The sequence below is a fragment of the Sinorhizobium prairiense genome (assembly GCF_029201645.2).
GTDB classification, from domain to species: domain Bacteria; phylum Pseudomonadota; class Alphaproteobacteria; order Rhizobiales; family Rhizobiaceae; genus Sinorhizobium; species Sinorhizobium meliloti_A.
The window spans coordinates 294,987-311,496 of sequence record NZ_CP104132.1 but is presented as its reverse complement, the minus strand read 5'-3'; the positions used below and the strand labels follow the sequence as shown (position 1 = coordinate 311,496).

The window sequence follows — 16,510 nt, the reverse complement described above, 5'->3', positions numbered from 1 at the left end:
CGTCGATGGGCGGGATGGACAACGCCATTGTTCGCACCGCCCGTTGCTGATAAAAGCACGGTACTGTGCTGTTATTAGCAATGCAACAGGTTCGCGATGCCCTCCATCACTCTCTCCGCACTTTCCTGGTCGAAACCCGACGGGGAGCATGTCTTGACCGATCTCGACCTGGCGTTTGGTCCGGAGCGGACGGGGCTCGTCGGAAGAAATGGCGTCGGAAAAACCATCCTGCTCAACATCCTTGCCGGTACATTGAGACCTTCCTCCGGCACGGTTGCCATCCAGGGACGCGTCGCGCTGGCGAGGCAGATGCTTCGGCCCGGCGCCGGTGAAACCATCGCCGATGTGTTCGGTGCGACGCAGGCGCTTGCGGTGTTACGGCGCGCCGAAACAGGCGAGGCGACCCTTGAAGAACTGGAGAATGCGGACTGGACGGTGGAAGAGCGCATAATGTCCGCCCTTGTCCGGCTTGGACTGGAGGCGCGGGCGGATACGCTCCTGACTGAGCTCTCCGGGGGACAGCGCACGCGGGCGGTGCTCGCGGCGGCAATTTTCTCCGAGCCGGACTTTCTCCTTCTCGACGAGCCGACCAACAATCTGGATCGTGACGGCAGACGGGCGGTTATCGACCTTCTTTCCGGCTGGCGCAGCGGGGCGATTGTCGTCAGCCACGATCGCGAACTGCTCGAAGAAATGGACGCGATTATCGAAGTGACCTCGCTCGGGACAAAGCGCTACGGCGGGGGGTGGAGCGCCTATCAGGCGGCGAGGGCGGTTGAGCTGGAGGCGGCGCAACAAAGCCTTGCGCATGCACAGAAGACCGCCGACGAAATCGATCGCAAGGCACGTGCCCTGGCAGAGCGGCAGGACAGGCGTGACGCGTCTGGTACCCGAAAAGCGGCAAAGGGCGACATGCCGAGGATTCTCCTGGGCCGGCGCAAGAACAATGCGGAAGAAAGCCGGGGCAGGGGTGTGGAACTCGCCGAGCGACAGTGCGCAGGCGCGCTCGAGGCCATCACAGCCGCCAAAGCGCGGATCGAGGTGCTGCAGCCCTTTTCCATCCGTCTTCCGCGAACCGAGCTTCCAGCCGGCCGGCAAGTCCTCGCGTTTGAAGGCGTCACGGCGGGCTACGATCCCGCCCGTCCGGTCATTCGGGATCTATCCTTCTCGCTGGTCGGCCCGCTGCGCCTTTCGATCACCGGCCCCAACGGGTCGGGCAAGACGAGCCTTCTGAAGGTGGTCACCGGAGAATTGCCACCCTTCGAAGGAACCGTTTCCGTAAACGTTCCTTTCTCTCTGTTGGACCAAAGCGTCAGCATCCTGGAGCGCGGCGAGACGATCCTCGATAACTTCAAGCGGCTCAACCCCGGTGCCGGCGACAACGCCTGCCGGGCGGCGTTGGCCAGCTTTCGCTTCCGTGCGGATGCGGCATTGCAAAGGGTGGAGACGTTGAGCGGCGGGCAGGTGCTGCGCGCCGGCCTTGCCTGTGCACTCGGCGGTTCCGATCCCCCATCGCTGCTCATTCTCGACGAGCCGACCAACCATCTGGATATCGACTCCATCGAGGCGGTTGAAGCTGGGCTGCTCGCCTATGACGGCGCACTCGTCGTCGTCAGCCATGACGAGACATTCCTTGCCAACGTCGGGATAGACACGCGTCTGGAGCTTTCGGTCTGCAGCGGCTGACGCCGATGCCTTGGGGTTACCGACGCTCTTCAGAGGTATTGCGGTCGTGCCCGTGTCGGGTTGCCGCGCCGGGATGTCCTTCGTGATTTGCTCCTTACGGGATCAAAAGCAGTTTGCCGGTGGTTGCACGGCTTGCCATCGCGGCATGGGCGCGGGCGGCGTCGGCAAGGCGATAGGTTTCGCCGATCGTCACCTTGATCGTTCCGTCCCCGATCCAGTCGAAAAGCTGTTTGGTGCGATCGAGAAGGAGTTTGCGAGTGTGGATGTGATCCATGAATGTCGCGTAGCCGATCTTGATGCTCTTCGGCAGGCTCATGATATCGAGCGGTCCGGGCCCGCCGAGCACCGGTCCATACCAGCAGAAGGTGCCGGACCGGCGGAGCGCTTCGATCGAGCCCTTGAAGGTTTTGGGACCGGAGCCATCGTAAACGACGTTCACGCCCTCACCACTAGTCAGGCGCAGGACTTCGTCGGCAAACTGTCCCTCTGTATCGACGATGACGTGCTCGGCTCCGGCCTTTTTGGCGATCGCGACCTTGTCTTCGGAGGAGACGCGTCCGATTACTCGGCCACCCCTTAGCCTGATAATCTGTGTCAGCAGGAGGCCGACCCCGCCGGCCGCCGCATGAACAAGGGCGATGTCGCCCGGCTGCACGGGATAAAAATCCGTCGCGAAGTGACTGGCCGTGAGCCCCTGCATCATCGCGGAAGCAGCCGTTCGATCGTCCACGGTATCGGGAATTTTCACGAGGGAGGCTGTCGGTACCGACTGGCGCTGAGCATAACTTCCGGGAGCATAGACCCAGGCGACGCGATCGCCGACTTCAAACTCGCCCGCTCCATCGCCGACGGCGAGCACGCGGCCAGCGCCCTCGACACCCAGAACTTTCGCGTTAGGGACGTCGGTCCAGGCCATACCTTGGCGCACGCCGATGTCCATGAAGTTCACGCCGGCCGCGGCGACCTCCACCACGACATGTCCCGGCCTTGCGACAGGCTCAGGCCAATCGACGAATTCCATCACGTCGGTACCACCGACCTCTTTCATCACAACGGCTTTCATGCATAGATCCTTTTATTGACTGATCATTCCAAAAAAGAGCAAAGTTTTCTGCCTGCTAGGCGACTGCGCGAAGCGCCAACCGGCTGAGGGACTGCAGATGTTCCCGACCGGCTCCCCCACGTGCGGCTATCCTGATACCGGCGATATTGGCAACGAGGAAATCGGCCACCGCCTCAGCGGGCAATGAACCGGTTAAGTCACCTGCAGCCTGGGCTTCTCTGATGCGTTCAACCGCGGCGTTCTTGAGCCGAAGATCGGCGGCGTGATGCAGTGCCGCCAGGTCGGGCCGCCTCTGACCGAACTCGCAGATCGAGTTCACGCCGAGACAAGCTTCGTTTGCATTGTCCACAACGCGTTCCATCACCAACCGGATACCGTCCAGTGCACGCGGTTTGCCGCGCAACAAGGCGATATGAGCACTCGTCTCACTCGCCGAATAGCGTTCCACCGCGAGGCAGTAGAGCTTCCACTTGTCACCGAAGGTGTCGTAGAGGCTCTGGCGGCCGATTCTCATCGCCCGTATCAGCATCTCCGTCGAGGTGCCTTCAAAGCCATGCTCGCGAAACACGGCAATCGCCGCGTCCAATGCCTCGTCCCTGTCGAATTCCTTGATCCGTGCCATAAAGCCCATATAGGAATACTGGAACGATCTGTCAAGAATATGCTTGCCGGTTGTTCCTCAGGAGATGACCGCACGGGGCTCGAGGAAGGCTTCCAGGCCGAAGACGCCGAATTCGCGGCCGAAGCCGGATTGCTTGAAGCCGCCAAAGGGTGCAAACGGCTCGTGCGGTGCGCCATTGATGATCACGCGACCTGCCTCGATGCGATCAGCAACGCGCTTTGCTCGTTCGAGGTCGGAAGAGAAGACATTGGCCTGCAGGCCGTAGTCGGTATCGTTGGCGATCGCGATCGCCTCTTGCTCGTCGCGATAGGAAAGGACGCAGAGCACCGGGCCGAAGATCTCCTCGCGGGCAATGCGCATGTCGTTGCGGACGCCGGAGAAGATGGTTGGACGAACGAACCAACCTCGCTCGAGGCCTTCGGGACGCCCTTCGCCCCCGATCAGGAGAGTTGCACCTTCTTCCTGGCCGAGACGCAGGTAGCCTTGCACGCGGTCCCATTGCTTCCGGCTCACCAACGGCCCGATCCGCACCTCGCGATCACCGGGATCACCGACCGTGAACACCTTTGCCGCCTCTTTCAGGCGTGCCTCGATCTCCTCGCGACGAGATTCGGGAACAAGGATCCGGGTACCGGCAATGCAGGCCTGTCCGCTGTTGAGGAAGCCGGCAGCCAGAACCTGAGGGATCGCTACTTCGAGATCGGCATCGTCCAGGATGATGCTGGGGCTCTTGCCGCCAAGCTCCATGGTGACCCGCTTCATCGTCGCCGCGGCCGTCTGGGCGATGGCGCGGCCGGTGACGGTAGAGCCCGTGAACGTGATCTTTGAAACATCCCGGTTTGCGGTGAGCGCCACACCGACGACAGCGCCGTAGCCGGTGACGATGTTGAACACCCCCTTCGAGAGAGCCGCTTCATGCAGGCATTCCGTGATGACCTGCGTTTGGATGGCGCTCATCTCGGAAGGTTTGATGACCATCGTGCTGCCCGACGCAATCGCTGCCGACAGCTTTCCGCAGATGAAGCTATAATTGCTATTCCATGGTGTGATCGCCACCGCCACCCCCGAAGGCCGCATCTCCACGTCGGCGCGGCCGATGCGCCGCCGGAAATCGTAGCTCTCCAGTGTTTTCGCCATATCGAGGAACACATTTCCTGCTCGCCGCGCCGCAAAGTCGATGAAACTCGACGGCGCTCCATATTCCACCCGCATGGCCTCCACGAGATCGCCCGCGCGCTCGGAGACTGCCGCATGCAAGCGCTTCAGCATGGTGATCCGCTCTTCCTTCGACGTATTGGAGAATGCGGGAAATGCGCGCCTGGCCGCCGCAACGGCCCGGTTCGCGTCTTCCTCATCCGCCAGGCGCACCTTTCCGATCTGTTCCTCGGTCGCCGGATTAAAGAGCTGGGCCCATTGCTCGCCGTGCGGTTCGACGAAGCTGCCGTCGATGTAGACTCCGTCGATGATACGCATTGCCTCTCTCCTGTTGTGGCTTCACCAGGAAGATGGAATGCATTATCTGTTGCGGCTAGTCGGACAAAATTGGACACGCTGGTGAGCTACATCGCACAATGAGGGCAAGCTTGAGCGAATTGGAGGCGGTTGCCGCGGTTGCCCGCCATGGCGGATTTCGCGCTGCCGCGCGCGAACTCGGCATGTCGTCATCGGCATTGAGCCATGCGATAGCAGCGCTGGAAGAGCGCCTGGCAGTCAGGCTGTTCAACCGCACGACGCGCAGCGTCGCGCTCTCTGCTGCAGGAGAACAATTCCTCTCTGAAATCGCACCGGCCCTGCAAACGATCGAGAATGCGATCGAGCATATCGGCGAGCATTCGAGTAGACCCTCGGGCAGGCTTCGGCTCAATATGGCGCCGGGAGCGGCACGCATGCTGCTGGAGCCGCTGCTGCTCGAATACGGCCGCCGCTATCCCGAGGTCGAACTTGAGGTCGTGACGGAGAATGCGCTTGTCGATGTAATTGGTAAGGGTTTCGACGCCGGGGTACGACTTGCCGAGGCAATTTCGCCCGATATGGTGGCCATTCCGATCACCCGGACCCTCCGTTTCCTGGTTGTCGGATCGCCTGAATATTTCAAGGGGCGTTCCAAGCCAGTCGTCCCGCTCGATCTGGTGCGGCATCGCTGCATCCAGATGCGCATGGCGAACGGCAGACTGTATCGCTGGGAGTTCGAGCGGCGGGGTGAAGCGCACGTGATCGACGTTCCCGGCAATCTGACGCTCGATGCGACGGATCTTATCCTGGAGGCCGCCCTTTCGGGCGCTGGACTCGCTTATATCGGCGAATACTCGCTCGCTGCGCATATCGCTACCGGGCGCCTTGTTCCGGTGCTGGAAGAGTGGTGCCCCGCCTATCCCGGGCTCAGCCTCTATTTTTCGCAACGTCGTCACATGCCCGCCAAACTGCGCGCCTTCATTGACCTGATCAGGGAACAAGCCGTTTGACCAATGGGGTAAAATTGCGCCAAATCATGGGGAGCATGCGCCGGCCCAATTGATGCCGCTCAATCGACTTTGCGGACAGGCTGCTTTTGGACGCGCACAATCGAGGAAGAGGAGATTACCATGGATCAGAAGAGCGATAGTGCGGGCAAGTGTCCCGTCGCACACACGGCACCGAGAGGCAGATCGAACCGCGACTGGTGGCCGGATCAGTTGGACGTCCAGGTTCTGCACCGGCATTCCGGTCTTTCCGATCCGTTGGGCAATACGTTCAACTACGCCGAGGAGTTCAAGAAGCTCGACCTCGATGCGCTGAAGCGGGACCTGCATGCACTGATGACGGATTCGCAGGACTGGTGGCCGGCCGACTTCGGCCATTATGGCGGGCTCTTCATCCGCATGGCCTGGCACAGCGCCGGCACCTACCGCATCACCGACGGCCGTGGCGGCGCCGGTCAGGGCCAGCAGCGTTTCGCGCCGCTCAACAGCTGGCCGGACAACGCCAATCTCGACAAGGCCCGACGTTTGCTGTGGCCGATCAAGCAGAAGTACGGCAACAGGATTTCTTGGGCGGATCTGTTGATCCTGACCGGCAATGTCGCGCTCGAATCCATGGGCTTCAAGACCTTCGGCTTTGCCGGCGGCCGGGTCGACGTATGGGAACCCGAGGAACTGTTCTGGGGACCGGAAGGCACCTGGCTGGGCGACGAGCGCTACAGCGGCGAACGGCAACTGAGCGAGCCGCTTGCCGCCGTGCAGATGGGCCTCATCTACGTCAACCCGGAAGGCCCGAACGGCAATCCCGATCCGGTTGCTGCCGCGCACGATATCCGCGAAACCTTTGCCCGCATGGCTATGAACGACGAAGAGACGGTGGCGCTGATCGCCGGCGGCCACACCTTCGGCAAGACGCATGGCGCGGGCGATCCCTCGTTCATCGGTGCAGACCCGGAAGGCGGCGCGATCGAGGATCAGGGTCTCGGCTGGAAGAGCACCTTCGGCACGGGCGTCGGCAAGGACGCGATCACGGGCGGGCCGGAAGTGACCTGGTCGCAGACGCCCACCCGCTGGAGCAACCACTTCTTCGAAAACCTGTTCAACCACGAGTGGGAACTGACCAAGAGCCCCGCCGGCGCATATCAATGGAAGGCAAAGAACGCCGAGGCTTCCATCCCCGATGCCTATGACGCCTCCAGGAAGCATGTTCCGACCATGCTGACCACGGATCTGTCGCTGCGTTTTGATCCCGCTTACGAGAAAATCTCGCGCCGCTTCCTCGAAAATCCGGACCAGTTCGCCGACGCTTTCGCCCGCGCCTGGTTCAAGCTGACCCACCGCGACATGGGGCCGAAGGTTCGCTATCTCGGCCCTGAGGTCCCGGCCGAGGACCTGATCTGGCAGGACGTGATCCCGGCCGTCCACCACAGGCTGGTCGACGAGACGGACATAGCCGGCCTCAAGGCGAAGGTCCTCGCTTCCGGCGTGTCGGTGCAGGAACTTGTCTCGACCGCATGGGCTTCCGCTTCGACCTTCCGCGGCTCCGACAAGCGCGGCGGCGCCAATGGTGCGCGAATCCGCCTGGCGCCGCAGAAAGACTGGGAGGTCAACCAGCCGACTCAGCTCGCCAGGGTTCTCTCTGTGCTTGAGGGCATACAGAGGGACTTCAACGCCGCCCAGACCGGCGGCAAGAGGATCTCGCTTGCGGATCTGATCGTGCTTGCAGGTGGCGCCGCCGTCGAAAAGGCGGCGAAGGCCGGTGGCCACGACATCGCCGTTCCGTTCACGCCGGGTCGCATGGATGCCTCGGAGGCACAGACCGACGCCGCATCCTTCGCCGCGCTGGAGCCTCGTGCGGATGGTTTCCGCAACTATGTGAGCACCAGCCGCCGGCAATTCATGAAGCCGGAAGAGGCGCTTGTGGATCGCGCTCAGCTGCTGACGCTGACCGCCCCGGAAATGACCGTTCTCGTCGGCGGCCTGCGCGTGCTGAAGGCGGGCGAGCCCAGGCATGGCGTCTTCACGTCGCGGCCCGAAGCGCTGACGAACGACTTCTTCGTCAACCTGCTCGATATGGGTACGCAGTGGTCACCCATCGCAGGCGAAGAAGGCGTATACGAAGGCCGAGACCGCAAGACCGGCGCTGCGCGGTGGACCGGCACCCGCGTCGACCTGATCTTCGGCTCGCATTCACAGCTGCGCGCCTTTGCGGAGGTGTACGCCCAGTCTGATGCCGGAGAGAAGTTCGTGAAGGACTTCGTCGCGGCCTGGACCAAGGTCATGAACGCCGACCGCTTCGATCTGGTATGATTGGCGAGGCCAGGACGTGGCTTGAACCATGTCCTGGCCTTCCCCCGGATCGTCGTGAAATGCGCTAACCGTCTTCAGCTTCTTTCGCCGTGCTGCCGATCAGCGTCAGACATAGAAAACCCAGCAGCGCAGCGAGGCTACTCGCCAAGGCTAGCGGCCACCAGCCTATGTCAATGAAAGGAGCGGCGGCGGCGGTACCTCCGGCAGTGATCCCAAGTATAGCGGCAACGACCAATGCGGCGCCGCGTGAATGATCCCCTCTTGAGGCAAGGATTGCCTGGTGGAAACCGATTGGTCCCCGGATGCCGAACGCGCCGTTTGCGGTCATCCACAGGGGCACGAGCACAGTCAGGCTGCGTCCACCGAGGGATGTGTAGAGAAGGACCAGGAAGAAGCCAAGAACCACACCTCCTGTACCGATCATGATCATGCGTTCGGTACCGAATCTTCGGGCAAGCGCATTGGACGCGTTCGACGCCAGAATAAAAAGGGCAATGCCGAAAACTTGAAGGAGAATGAAGTCTCCGATCGTCATGCCCAATGCCCCTGTCATTACTGCGGGGGCGCCGAATACAAAGATGAGAATGCTGCCGAGGGAAAGCGCCTGGCTTAAGCCGTGCCGAAGAAAATCGCGATTGCGGATGATCGACATATAGCTTCGATGGAGCTCAAGAGCCTCGAGCCGGTCCGGAAGCGATTGACGGTAAGCCCAGCTGCCAATGGCGCAGAGAATGGCAAGTCCGGCCAACATAAGGAAAGAAGTCTGCCATCCCCCCACCGTCATAAGATAGGCTCCGACGATGGGCGCAAGAGCCGGCGTCAAGGACTCGATGGAGCCGAGCCTGCCGAACATGGAGGGCGCCTTGTCCGCAGGGTAAAGCCCGTGAATAAAGCCCGGCGCGAAAACCGCCGGGCCCGAGCCGAACGCGCCTTGCGCGAAACGCAAGACGACCAGCCATTCCAAGGTCGGCGCGTAGGCAGACAGAAGAGACGTGACGGCAAACAGGCCCAGCGACCAGACCAACAGCTTGCGGCGAGAGTACCTCGCCCCGAGTTCCCCGAAGGTAAGCAGTCCCACGAGCGTGCCCCCGGCATAGGCTGCGAGGACCATCTGCGCCAATGCCGCAGTCCCGCCGAATGCCGTCGGCATGGCCGGAATTGCAGGCAGCACCAAGTCAGTCCCCGCGATTCCGAGGACGGTGCCGAATGAGATCAGCAGGAACATGACGGTTGGCGCAGCATTCACGGACATACCTGCCCATAACATGCAGACTTCGCTTGACCAATCGCACTTTGCTTATCGGTTTCACCACAAATCTTGATGGCACAGGGCAGATGCTCCGTCCGGAGCCCGCGTAGCGCTTCAGGGCAGCTGCAGCACGTCGGGGTGCTGCAGCGGTGCGTCCTTGATCCAGATCTCAGCGCCTTTACGCCCGGTGATCGCTTCGAGCGCCTCTCCTGCGGGCAACCGGCCCCAACTCTGCGGCTCCAGTTGCTCACCCCTGGATGCGAGGCCGCCGGAAAGGACGAGGAACTCGAGCCCACGGCGATTCTCGACGCCGACGGCTGAACCCGGCAGCCAGGTTTCTATCGACACCCGCTCTTTTCCGTCGTCGAACAGGACGCGCGCTGCCTCGACCGCCTCGCGCAGCGGCGCCGATTCACCCTCTCCAGGGTAGCGAACTATTTGCGTGCCGTCGCCCTCACGATATTGCCAGAGCCGCACGAAGATCGTGCAGCCATCCTTCGAGGCAGGTATATGCGAGGTGCCGGGCGGATTGCGGAAATAGCTGCCCGCAGAATAGTCGCCGTGCTCGTCCTCAAACGTCCCCTCGAGCACGAGGATTTCCTCGCCGCCGCTATGGACGTGGCGTGGAAAGGCGCTGCCCGGCGCATAGCGCACGATCGAGGTTGCGCGCGCAACTTCGCCTCCGATACGGTAGAGCATGCGGCGATCCACCCCTGCGGCGGGGCTTGGAACCCAGTCGAGTTTAGCCGAATGGACGATTACGGGTTTCGTCAGGTCTTCATTGATGCGCATCTGACCGGTCTCCCATTGCCACGACTATACGGAACTTCCCGTCAGCGGACCTCATTTTTCTCAACAGTTCCGTGGCCCGCTTCAGCGGCATGGGATCAGCGCTGCAGCACCGGGGGAACGTAGTCGCGTCCCATGTCGATCGAGGCGGGACGCCCGGCGAGGAAAAGCTCGCCGACGCGCGGCGCGGTTTTCGCGATGACCTTGCCTGCCTTGATGACGAACAACCGGTTCGGTTTCAGCCTCAACGCCTCGGTCACGTCGGCGGCCTGCAGCACGACCAGGTCGGCCTTGCAGCCGGTCTCGAGGCCGTAGCCTTCGAGCCCCATGGTCTTTGCCGAATTGACGGTGAGCGCGTCGAAGATCTTGCGCTTGTCGTCAATGCCGGCCATCTGCGCGACATGGATCGCCATATGGCCGACCTCCAGCATGTCGCCGGAGCCCATCGAGTACCAGGGGTCCATGACGCAGTCGTGTCCGAAGGAGACGTTGAGGCCGGCCGCCATCAGCTCGCGCACTCGCGTCATGCCCCGCCGCTTCGGATAGGTGTCGTGGCGGCCCTGAAGCATGATGTTGATCAGCGGATTGGGGATCACGTTGATCTCCGCCTCGGCCATCAGCGGGATGAGCTTCGAGACATAGTAGTTGTCCATCGAATGCATCGAGGTGAGATGCGAACCAGCCACGCGCCCCTTGAGCCCGAACCGCACCGTCTGGGCGGCGAGCGTCTCGATGTGGCGCGACAACGGATCGTCGGTTTCGTCACAATGCATGTCGACCGGCAGGCCGCGGTCGGCGGCGATCCGGCACAGCGCCTCGACGGAGCGGGCGCCGTCTTCCATCGTCCGCTCGAAGTGAGGAATGCCGCCAACGATGCCGATCCCCATATCGAGCGCGCGCTCGAGCGAGAAGACGCCATCGGGCGCGCGGTAATATCCGTCCTGCGGGAAGGCGACGAGCTGCAGATCGATATAGGGTGCGACCTTTTCCTTGACCTCGAGCAGCGCTTCGGCCGTCACGAGGCGCGGATCGGACGTGTCCACGTGGCTGCGAATATAGAGAAGGCCCTGGGTCACGGCGAGGTCGCAATAGCGAAGCGCTCGTTCGACGAGGGCTTCCTTCGTCAGCAGCGGCCGCAGCTCGCCCCAGAGCGCGATGCCCTCGAGCAGCGTGCCGGAGACGTTCATGCGCGGCAAACCGAGTGACAGCGTCGCATCCATGTGGAAATGGGGATCGCAGAAGGGCGGGCTGACCAGGCGGCCGGACACGTCGATCTCCTCGCCGGCGGTCGCGGCTATCGACTTCTCGATGGCGGCGATCTTGCCGCCGGCAAGGCCGATATCAAAGGCCTGCCGGCCGTCCGGCAGGTTCGCATTGCGGATGATCAGGTCGAACATGGGTCAGTCCTTCGGATTTAGCGCTCGCCGCGCCGGTAGGGTTGCATCAGCGCCTGCGGAACGCGGGCGCGCCGGGCCATGAGCGCCAGCGCTGCGATCGACATCAGATAGGGGATCATCAGGAAGATCTGATAGGGGACGACGCCGCTCAGCCGCGCCTGCAGGCGCAGCTGGAAGCCGTCGAACAATGCAAACAGCAGCGCTCCGACGAGGGCGCGGCCCGGCCGCCAGGAGGCGAAGACGACGAGCGCTATGCAGATCCAGCCCCGCCCCTGCACCATGGTCGGGAAGAAGCTGTTGAAGGCCGAGAGCGTCAGGAAGGCGCCGCCGATGCCCATCAGCGCGCTACCGACGACGACGGAACCAAAGCGGATCGCCATCGGGTTGATGCCTTGCGCCTCGGCGGCGTGCGGATTCTCCCCGTCATGCGGATCGCCAGGCCTAGCGGCGTACGGAAAAGCATGTAGCCGAGCGCCAGCGCCAGCAGGATCGCCGCATAGGTCGGCGGCGTCTGCGTGAAGAGCGCCGGACCCAGGAAGGGGAGGGACGAAAGCACCGGCACGTCGATCGGCTGGAACGGCTCGATCGTCGGCGGCGTACCCGCGACCGGTACCAGCAGACGGAAGACGTAGTAGCTGAAGCTCGAGGCGAAAAGCGTCACCCCGAGGCCGGACACATGCTGCGACAATCCGAGCGTGACCGTCAGGCCCGCATGCAAGAGGCCGAAGATCCCGCCGGAGAGACCCGCGACGAGAATGCCCGTCCACAGGTCGGCGCCGTTATAGACCGTAAGCCAGCCGATCATCGCGCCGAAAGTCATGATGCCCTCGATGCCGAGATTCAGGACGCCGGAGCGCTCGCACAGGAGCGCGCCGAGTGTGCCGAGGATCAGCGGCGTGGCGATGCGCAGGACGGCCGCCCAGAGGCCGGCGGAAGCGAAAATGTCGATGACGGCGTTCATCGGCGAATCCTGTACTGGGTGAAGAAGACACCGGTCAGCATGCTGATCAGCGCCAAGGCCACCGTGACATCGGCTATGTAGGAGGGGATACCCATGCTGCGGCTCATCCCGTCGGCCCCGACGAACATGACCGCCGTGAACAGGGCGGCAAGCACCACGCCCAGGGGGTGGAGATTGGCGAGCATGGCGACGACGATGCCGGAATAGCCGTAACCCGGCGACAGGTCCGTCGTCACATAGCCCTGCACGCCCATGACTTCGATAGCCCCCGCAAGGCCCGCGAGCCCGCCTGAAATGCAGGCCACCGTCACCAGGGTACGGCCGAGCGGCACGCCGGCGAAGACCGCCCCGGCCGGATTGAGGCCGGCTGCTCGCGACTGCATGCCGAACACCGTGCGCGACTGAACGAGATGGACGGCGACGGCGAGGACGAGTGCGATCATCAGCCCGATATGGAGGCGGGATCGGGCGAAAAGCTTCGGCAGGACCGCCGCGTCGGCGACGGGTTGCGACTGCGGCCATCCGAAGCCCATCGGGTCCTTGAGCGGGCCGTCGATCAGCATGGAGACGAAGAGCACGGCGACGAAATTGAGGAGAAGCGTGGTCACGACCTCGTCGACGGAAAAGCGTAGCCTCAGCCAAAGCGGCACGAGCAGCAGGACGATGCCGGCTGCCGCGCCGACGACGAGAAGCAGCGGAATCTGCAGGGGCGAGGGGAGACCGCCGAAAACGTGCGAACTGGCCGCGGCGACGGCAATCGCTCCGAGATAGAACTGACCCTCGGCGCCGATGTTCCAGAGCCTCGCGCGGAACGCGACCGCCGCGGCAAGGCCCGTTAGAATGAGCGGGCTTGCGCGGGTCAAGGTTTCGGTCGCCGAAAGCCGCGAGCCGAAAGCCCCGACGAGAATGCGCCAATAGGCCTCCATGACCGGGGCACCGGCGATAGCGATGAGCAGGCCGGCCAACGCCAGCGCGCAGAGGATCGCAAGCACGGGCGTCGCGATCACCAGGGCGAGCGAACGATGTTCGCGTCGTTCAAAACGCATGCGGAACCTCGTGCTCTTCATTCCATTCGCCGGCCATCATCAGGCCGAGTTTCGTGGCACTGGCGCTGTCGGCGGCGATTGGAGGCGAAAGCCGACCGTTGACGATGGCCTGAATGCGGTCGGCAAGCGCCATGACTTCTTCCAGGTCCTCGGAGATGAGGAGCACCGCGGTTCCCGCGCGCCGCGCTTCGAGCAGCCGCTCGTGTACCGCGGCGACAGCCCCCTCGTCGAGCCCGCGCGCCGGCTGCGCCGCAAGCAGGATGCGCGGTCGGTCGATCAGATTGCGCCCGAGGATGAGTTTCTGCATGTTGCCGCCCGAGAGCAGCCGCGTGCGTGTCGTCGGCCGGCCGCCGCGCACGTCGAAAGCATCGATGATCTGGCCGGCGAATGCCTGGGCGGACGGACGATCGACAAGGCCGTAGCGCGAAAATCGCGGCAGGCGCTCGAGAACGGCGTTCTCCCAAATGGCCATTTCGCCGATCGCGCCTTCCCTATTGCGATCTTCCGGAATGCGGCCGATCCCCGCCCGGACGGCGCCGTCAACCGTAAGGTCGCCGATCGGCTCGCCGAACAGCAGGAGTTCGCCCTTGTCGCGCCTGACCGTACCCGACAGGAGATGCGCCAGCGTCGTCTGGCCGTTGCCGGAAACTCCGATAATGCCGAGAATCTCGCCCGCGCGGAGGCTGAAATTGATGGACTTCAGCCGTTCCACCCCGTCGATGCTGACGCTCACATCCGCGACATCAAGCACCACCTCGCCGGGCGTCGAAGGCTCGCGCACCGGCCGGGCCACCTTGCGGCCGACCATCAGTTCGGCAAGCTCCGCCTTGTTCGTCTCTTTCGCAAGACGCTCGGCCACCTTGCGGCCGCCGCGCAGCACGACGATCCTGTCGGCCGCGGCCATGACCTCGTCCAGCTTGTGCGAAATGAAGATCAGCGAAAGCCCTTCGCGCGCCATGTCCTTCAGTGTCGAGAACAGCCGCTCGGCCTCCAGATTCGTCAGCACCGCCGTCGGCTCGTCGAGCACCAGGATATGCGCATCGTTGTAGAGCGCCTTCAGGATCTCGACGCGCTGCTGCTCGCCGACCGAGAGGTCGCCGACGCGCGCGTCCTGCTCCACCGTCAGACCGAACCGCTGGCAAATGCCGCGCAGTTTCCGCCGCGCCGCGCCGGTGCCGGATCGCAGCTGCCAGAGGCGTTCCGTGCCCGCCATGACGTTTTCCAGCACCGTCAGGTTGGGGGCGAGCGAGAAATGCTGATGCACCATGCCGATGCCTGCGCGGATCGCCGCGCGTGGCTTGCCCGGAGGCAGTTCGCGCCCCTCGACCAGCACCTTGCCGCTATCAGGCACATAATGGCCGAACAGGATGCTCATCAGCGTGGTCTTGCCGGCGCCGTTTTCGCCGAGGAGGGCGACGATCTCGCCCTTTCCGAGACTCAGCGAGATGTCGTCATTGGCGAGATTGTCGCCGAAGCGCTTGCTGACGCTGCAAATGTCGAGAATGGCTTGGATCATTCCGGAATTCCCGCGACGGCGAAACGGTGCTGCCAGCGGCCCTCTCTTTCCAGGCGCGCCGCAAGCTCGATGAGGAGGCGGTCGCCGCCCATGGGCGCCAGGATCTGCACCGGCAGCGGCAATCCGGCTTCATCCACGCCGAATGGGAGCGTGAGGGCCGGAAAACCGGTGGCATTGGCGAGTGCGGCAAGTGGCGCAAACGCCGTCATGCGGCGAATCTGAAGGTCGATATCGTCGTGGTCGAAAGGAAAGGATCCGATAGGAAGGGGTGCCGACGCGAGCATGGGCGTCAGGATACAGTCTACCCGGTCGAAAAGCGACCAGACCGCATGGCTCGCATGGACGGCGTCGTCAAGCGTCGCCCAGAGCGCGGTCGCCTCGAGTCGCGTCCCATGTCTGATAAAAGCCTGCGTCAGCCGTTCGGCGCGCCCGGCATCGAGACCGGCGGAAACGACGAAATTGGCCAGGTTGACGGCGACGATGTCGCGCAGGACCCGGCCGCTCGCGGCAATGCCCGCAGCGAACGCGTCCCAACGCATCGCAACGATGCTGTGGCCGTCTCGCTCCAGTGCCCGCGCGGCCTCTTCGACGGCCTCGCTGCGCGCCGGTTCGGTCGGGTATTGGCCGCCGGTCTCGAGGAGAAGGCCGACACGTAAGGGGCCGGACGGGGAGGGGGCGAACCATGGATCGGCAAACGGCCCTCTGGCGCGTCCGGCTGCCGCGTCGAAGATCGCCGCCAGGTCACGGACGGAGCGGCACAGCGCAAGTTCACCGGCAATGCCGCCGAGATGATTGCCGAAGGATGGTCCAGCCGCGATCGCACCCCGGCTCGCCTTGAGGCCGAAGAGACCGCAACATGCCGCGGGGACGCGGATCGACCCGCCCGCATCGGTCGCATGGGCGATCGCCACGATGCCGGCGGCAACGGCAGCCGCCGCTCCGCCGGAAGAGCCGCCGGGCGTCCGGCCCGTATCGAGGGGGTTGCGGCAGATAGGCCCGGCCGCAGGTTCGCTTGCGAGCGACAGGCCCATTTCGGGCACCGTGGTCAGTCCGAAGAAGCAAAGGCCTGCTCCGCGGAGCCGCGCTGCCAGTTCGCTGTCTTCCGCGACGGCGGCACGGCGCTCGAGCAAGTTCGATCCGGCCGCAACCGGAAGGCCGGCAAAGGGGCCGCCCAGATCCTTGGCAAGACTCGGGACGCCGAGAAACGGTGCGGTCTGCCCGCCGTCAGGCAAGTGGCGCAGGCGGGCGTCCGCATTTTCTGCGGCCGTTCGTCCGAGCGTTGGGTCGAGATGGACGATCGCGCCTATTTCTGCCGACCGGCCGGCCGCCGCAAGGGATGCTTCCATCGCTTCGGAAGCGGTGAGGCGGCCCATTCGGATCGCCTCACCGAGAGAGATTGCATCGCCTGCCATGGA

12 protein-coding genes and 1 pseudogene are annotated in these 16,510 nt (G+C 63.6%); 3 read left to right on the top strand and 10 right to left on the bottom strand.

Annotated elements, in window-relative coordinates:
* The first annotated feature begins 96 nt into the window (after nucleotides 1-96).
* Nucleotides 97-1,686 (top strand): ABC-F family ATP-binding cassette domain-containing protein, encoded by a 1,590-nt coding sequence (locus N0Q91_RS21100; protein ID WP_275598624.1) that lies wholly within the window; start codon nucleotides 97-99, stop codon nucleotides 1,684-1,686.
* Nucleotides 1,687-1,780: 94 nt separating this feature from the next.
* Here N0Q91_RS21100 and N0Q91_RS21095 read toward each other — a convergent pair whose 3' ends face one another.
* The 3 genes from N0Q91_RS21095 to N0Q91_RS21085 are packed head-to-tail and all read right to left on the bottom strand — an operon-like array spanning nucleotide 1,781 to nucleotide 4,844.
* Nucleotides 1,781-2,749, bottom strand: a complete 969-nt coding sequence (locus N0Q91_RS21095) for a quinone oxidoreductase family protein (protein ID WP_275598623.1) — start codon at nucleotides 2,747-2,749, stop codon at nucleotides 1,781-1,783.
* Nucleotides 2,750-2,804: 55 nt separating this feature from the next.
* A complete protein-coding gene (locus N0Q91_RS21090) occupies nucleotides 2,805-3,371 on the bottom strand; it encodes a TetR/AcrR family transcriptional regulator (RefSeq protein WP_275598622.1) in 567 nt (188 codons plus the stop codon).
* A 57-nt stretch (nucleotides 3,372-3,428) separates the two neighbouring features.
* Nucleotides 3,429-4,844: an aldehyde dehydrogenase family protein gene (locus N0Q91_RS21085; RefSeq protein WP_275598621.1), complete on the bottom strand. Its 1,416-nt coding sequence runs from the start codon at nucleotides 4,842-4,844 to the stop codon at nucleotides 3,429-3,431.
* Between the two features lie 98 nt (nucleotides 4,845-4,942).
* Between N0Q91_RS21085 and N0Q91_RS21080 the strand changes: the two genes are divergently transcribed.
* Together N0Q91_RS21080 and katG are read left to right on the top strand one after the other, a co-directional pair.
* Nucleotides 4,943-5,833 carry a LysR family transcriptional regulator gene (locus N0Q91_RS21080; RefSeq protein WP_275598620.1) on the top strand — a complete coding sequence of 297 codons (891 nt, stop codon included), beginning with the start codon at nucleotides 4,943-4,945 and terminating at the stop codon, nucleotides 5,831-5,833.
* Between the two features lie 120 nt (nucleotides 5,834-5,953).
* Nucleotides 5,954-8,137, top strand: a complete 2,184-nt coding sequence (gene katG / locus N0Q91_RS21075; protein ID WP_275598619.1) for a catalase/peroxidase HPI — start codon at nucleotides 5,954-5,956, stop codon at nucleotides 8,135-8,137.
* 64 nt (nucleotides 8,138-8,201) lie between these two features.
* On the opposite strand, the gene N0Q91_RS21070 is transcribed toward katG, so the two are convergent.
* From N0Q91_RS21070 to N0Q91_RS21040, 7 genes and pseudogenes are all read right to left on the bottom strand, one after another.
* On the bottom strand, nucleotides 8,202-9,404 hold the full coding sequence (locus N0Q91_RS21070; protein WP_275598618.1) for a multidrug effflux MFS transporter: 1,203 nt from the start codon (nucleotides 9,402-9,404) through the stop codon (nucleotides 8,202-8,204).
* A 96-nt stretch (nucleotides 9,405-9,500) separates the two neighbouring features.
* Nucleotides 9,501-10,178: a cupin domain-containing protein gene (locus tag N0Q91_RS21065; RefSeq protein ID WP_275598617.1), complete on the bottom strand. Its 678-nt coding sequence runs from the start codon at nucleotides 10,176-10,178 to the stop codon at nucleotides 9,501-9,503.
* Nucleotides 10,179-10,273: 95 nt separating this feature from the next.
* Complete coding sequence (locus N0Q91_RS21060; RefSeq protein ID WP_275598616.1) at nucleotides 10,274-11,572, bottom strand: amidohydrolase family protein; 1,299 nt, start codon at nucleotides 11,570-11,572, stop codon at nucleotides 10,274-10,276.
* Between the two features lie 17 nt (nucleotides 11,573-11,589).
* Nucleotides 11,590-12,533 (bottom strand): annotated as a pseudogene (locus N0Q91_RS21055) (ABC transporter permease).
* Nucleotides 12,530-13,579, bottom strand: a complete 1,050-nt coding sequence (locus N0Q91_RS21050; protein WP_275598615.1) for an ABC transporter permease — start codon at nucleotides 13,577-13,579, stop codon at nucleotides 12,530-12,532. Before N0Q91_RS21050 ends, N0Q91_RS21055 begins: the two are co-directional and overlap by 4 nt.
* Nucleotides 13,569-15,095: an ABC transporter ATP-binding protein gene (locus N0Q91_RS21045; protein ID WP_275598614.1), complete on the bottom strand. Its 1,527-nt coding sequence runs from the start codon at nucleotides 15,093-15,095 to the stop codon at nucleotides 13,569-13,571. Before N0Q91_RS21045 ends, N0Q91_RS21050 begins: the two co-directional genes overlap by 11 nt.
* Entirely contained in the window at nucleotides 15,092-16,507 is a 1,416-nt protein-coding gene (locus N0Q91_RS21040; RefSeq protein ID WP_275598613.1) for an amidase, read from the bottom strand. Before N0Q91_RS21040 ends, N0Q91_RS21045 begins: the two co-directional genes overlap by 4 nt.
* Nucleotides 16,508-16,510: the final 3 nt, after the last annotated feature.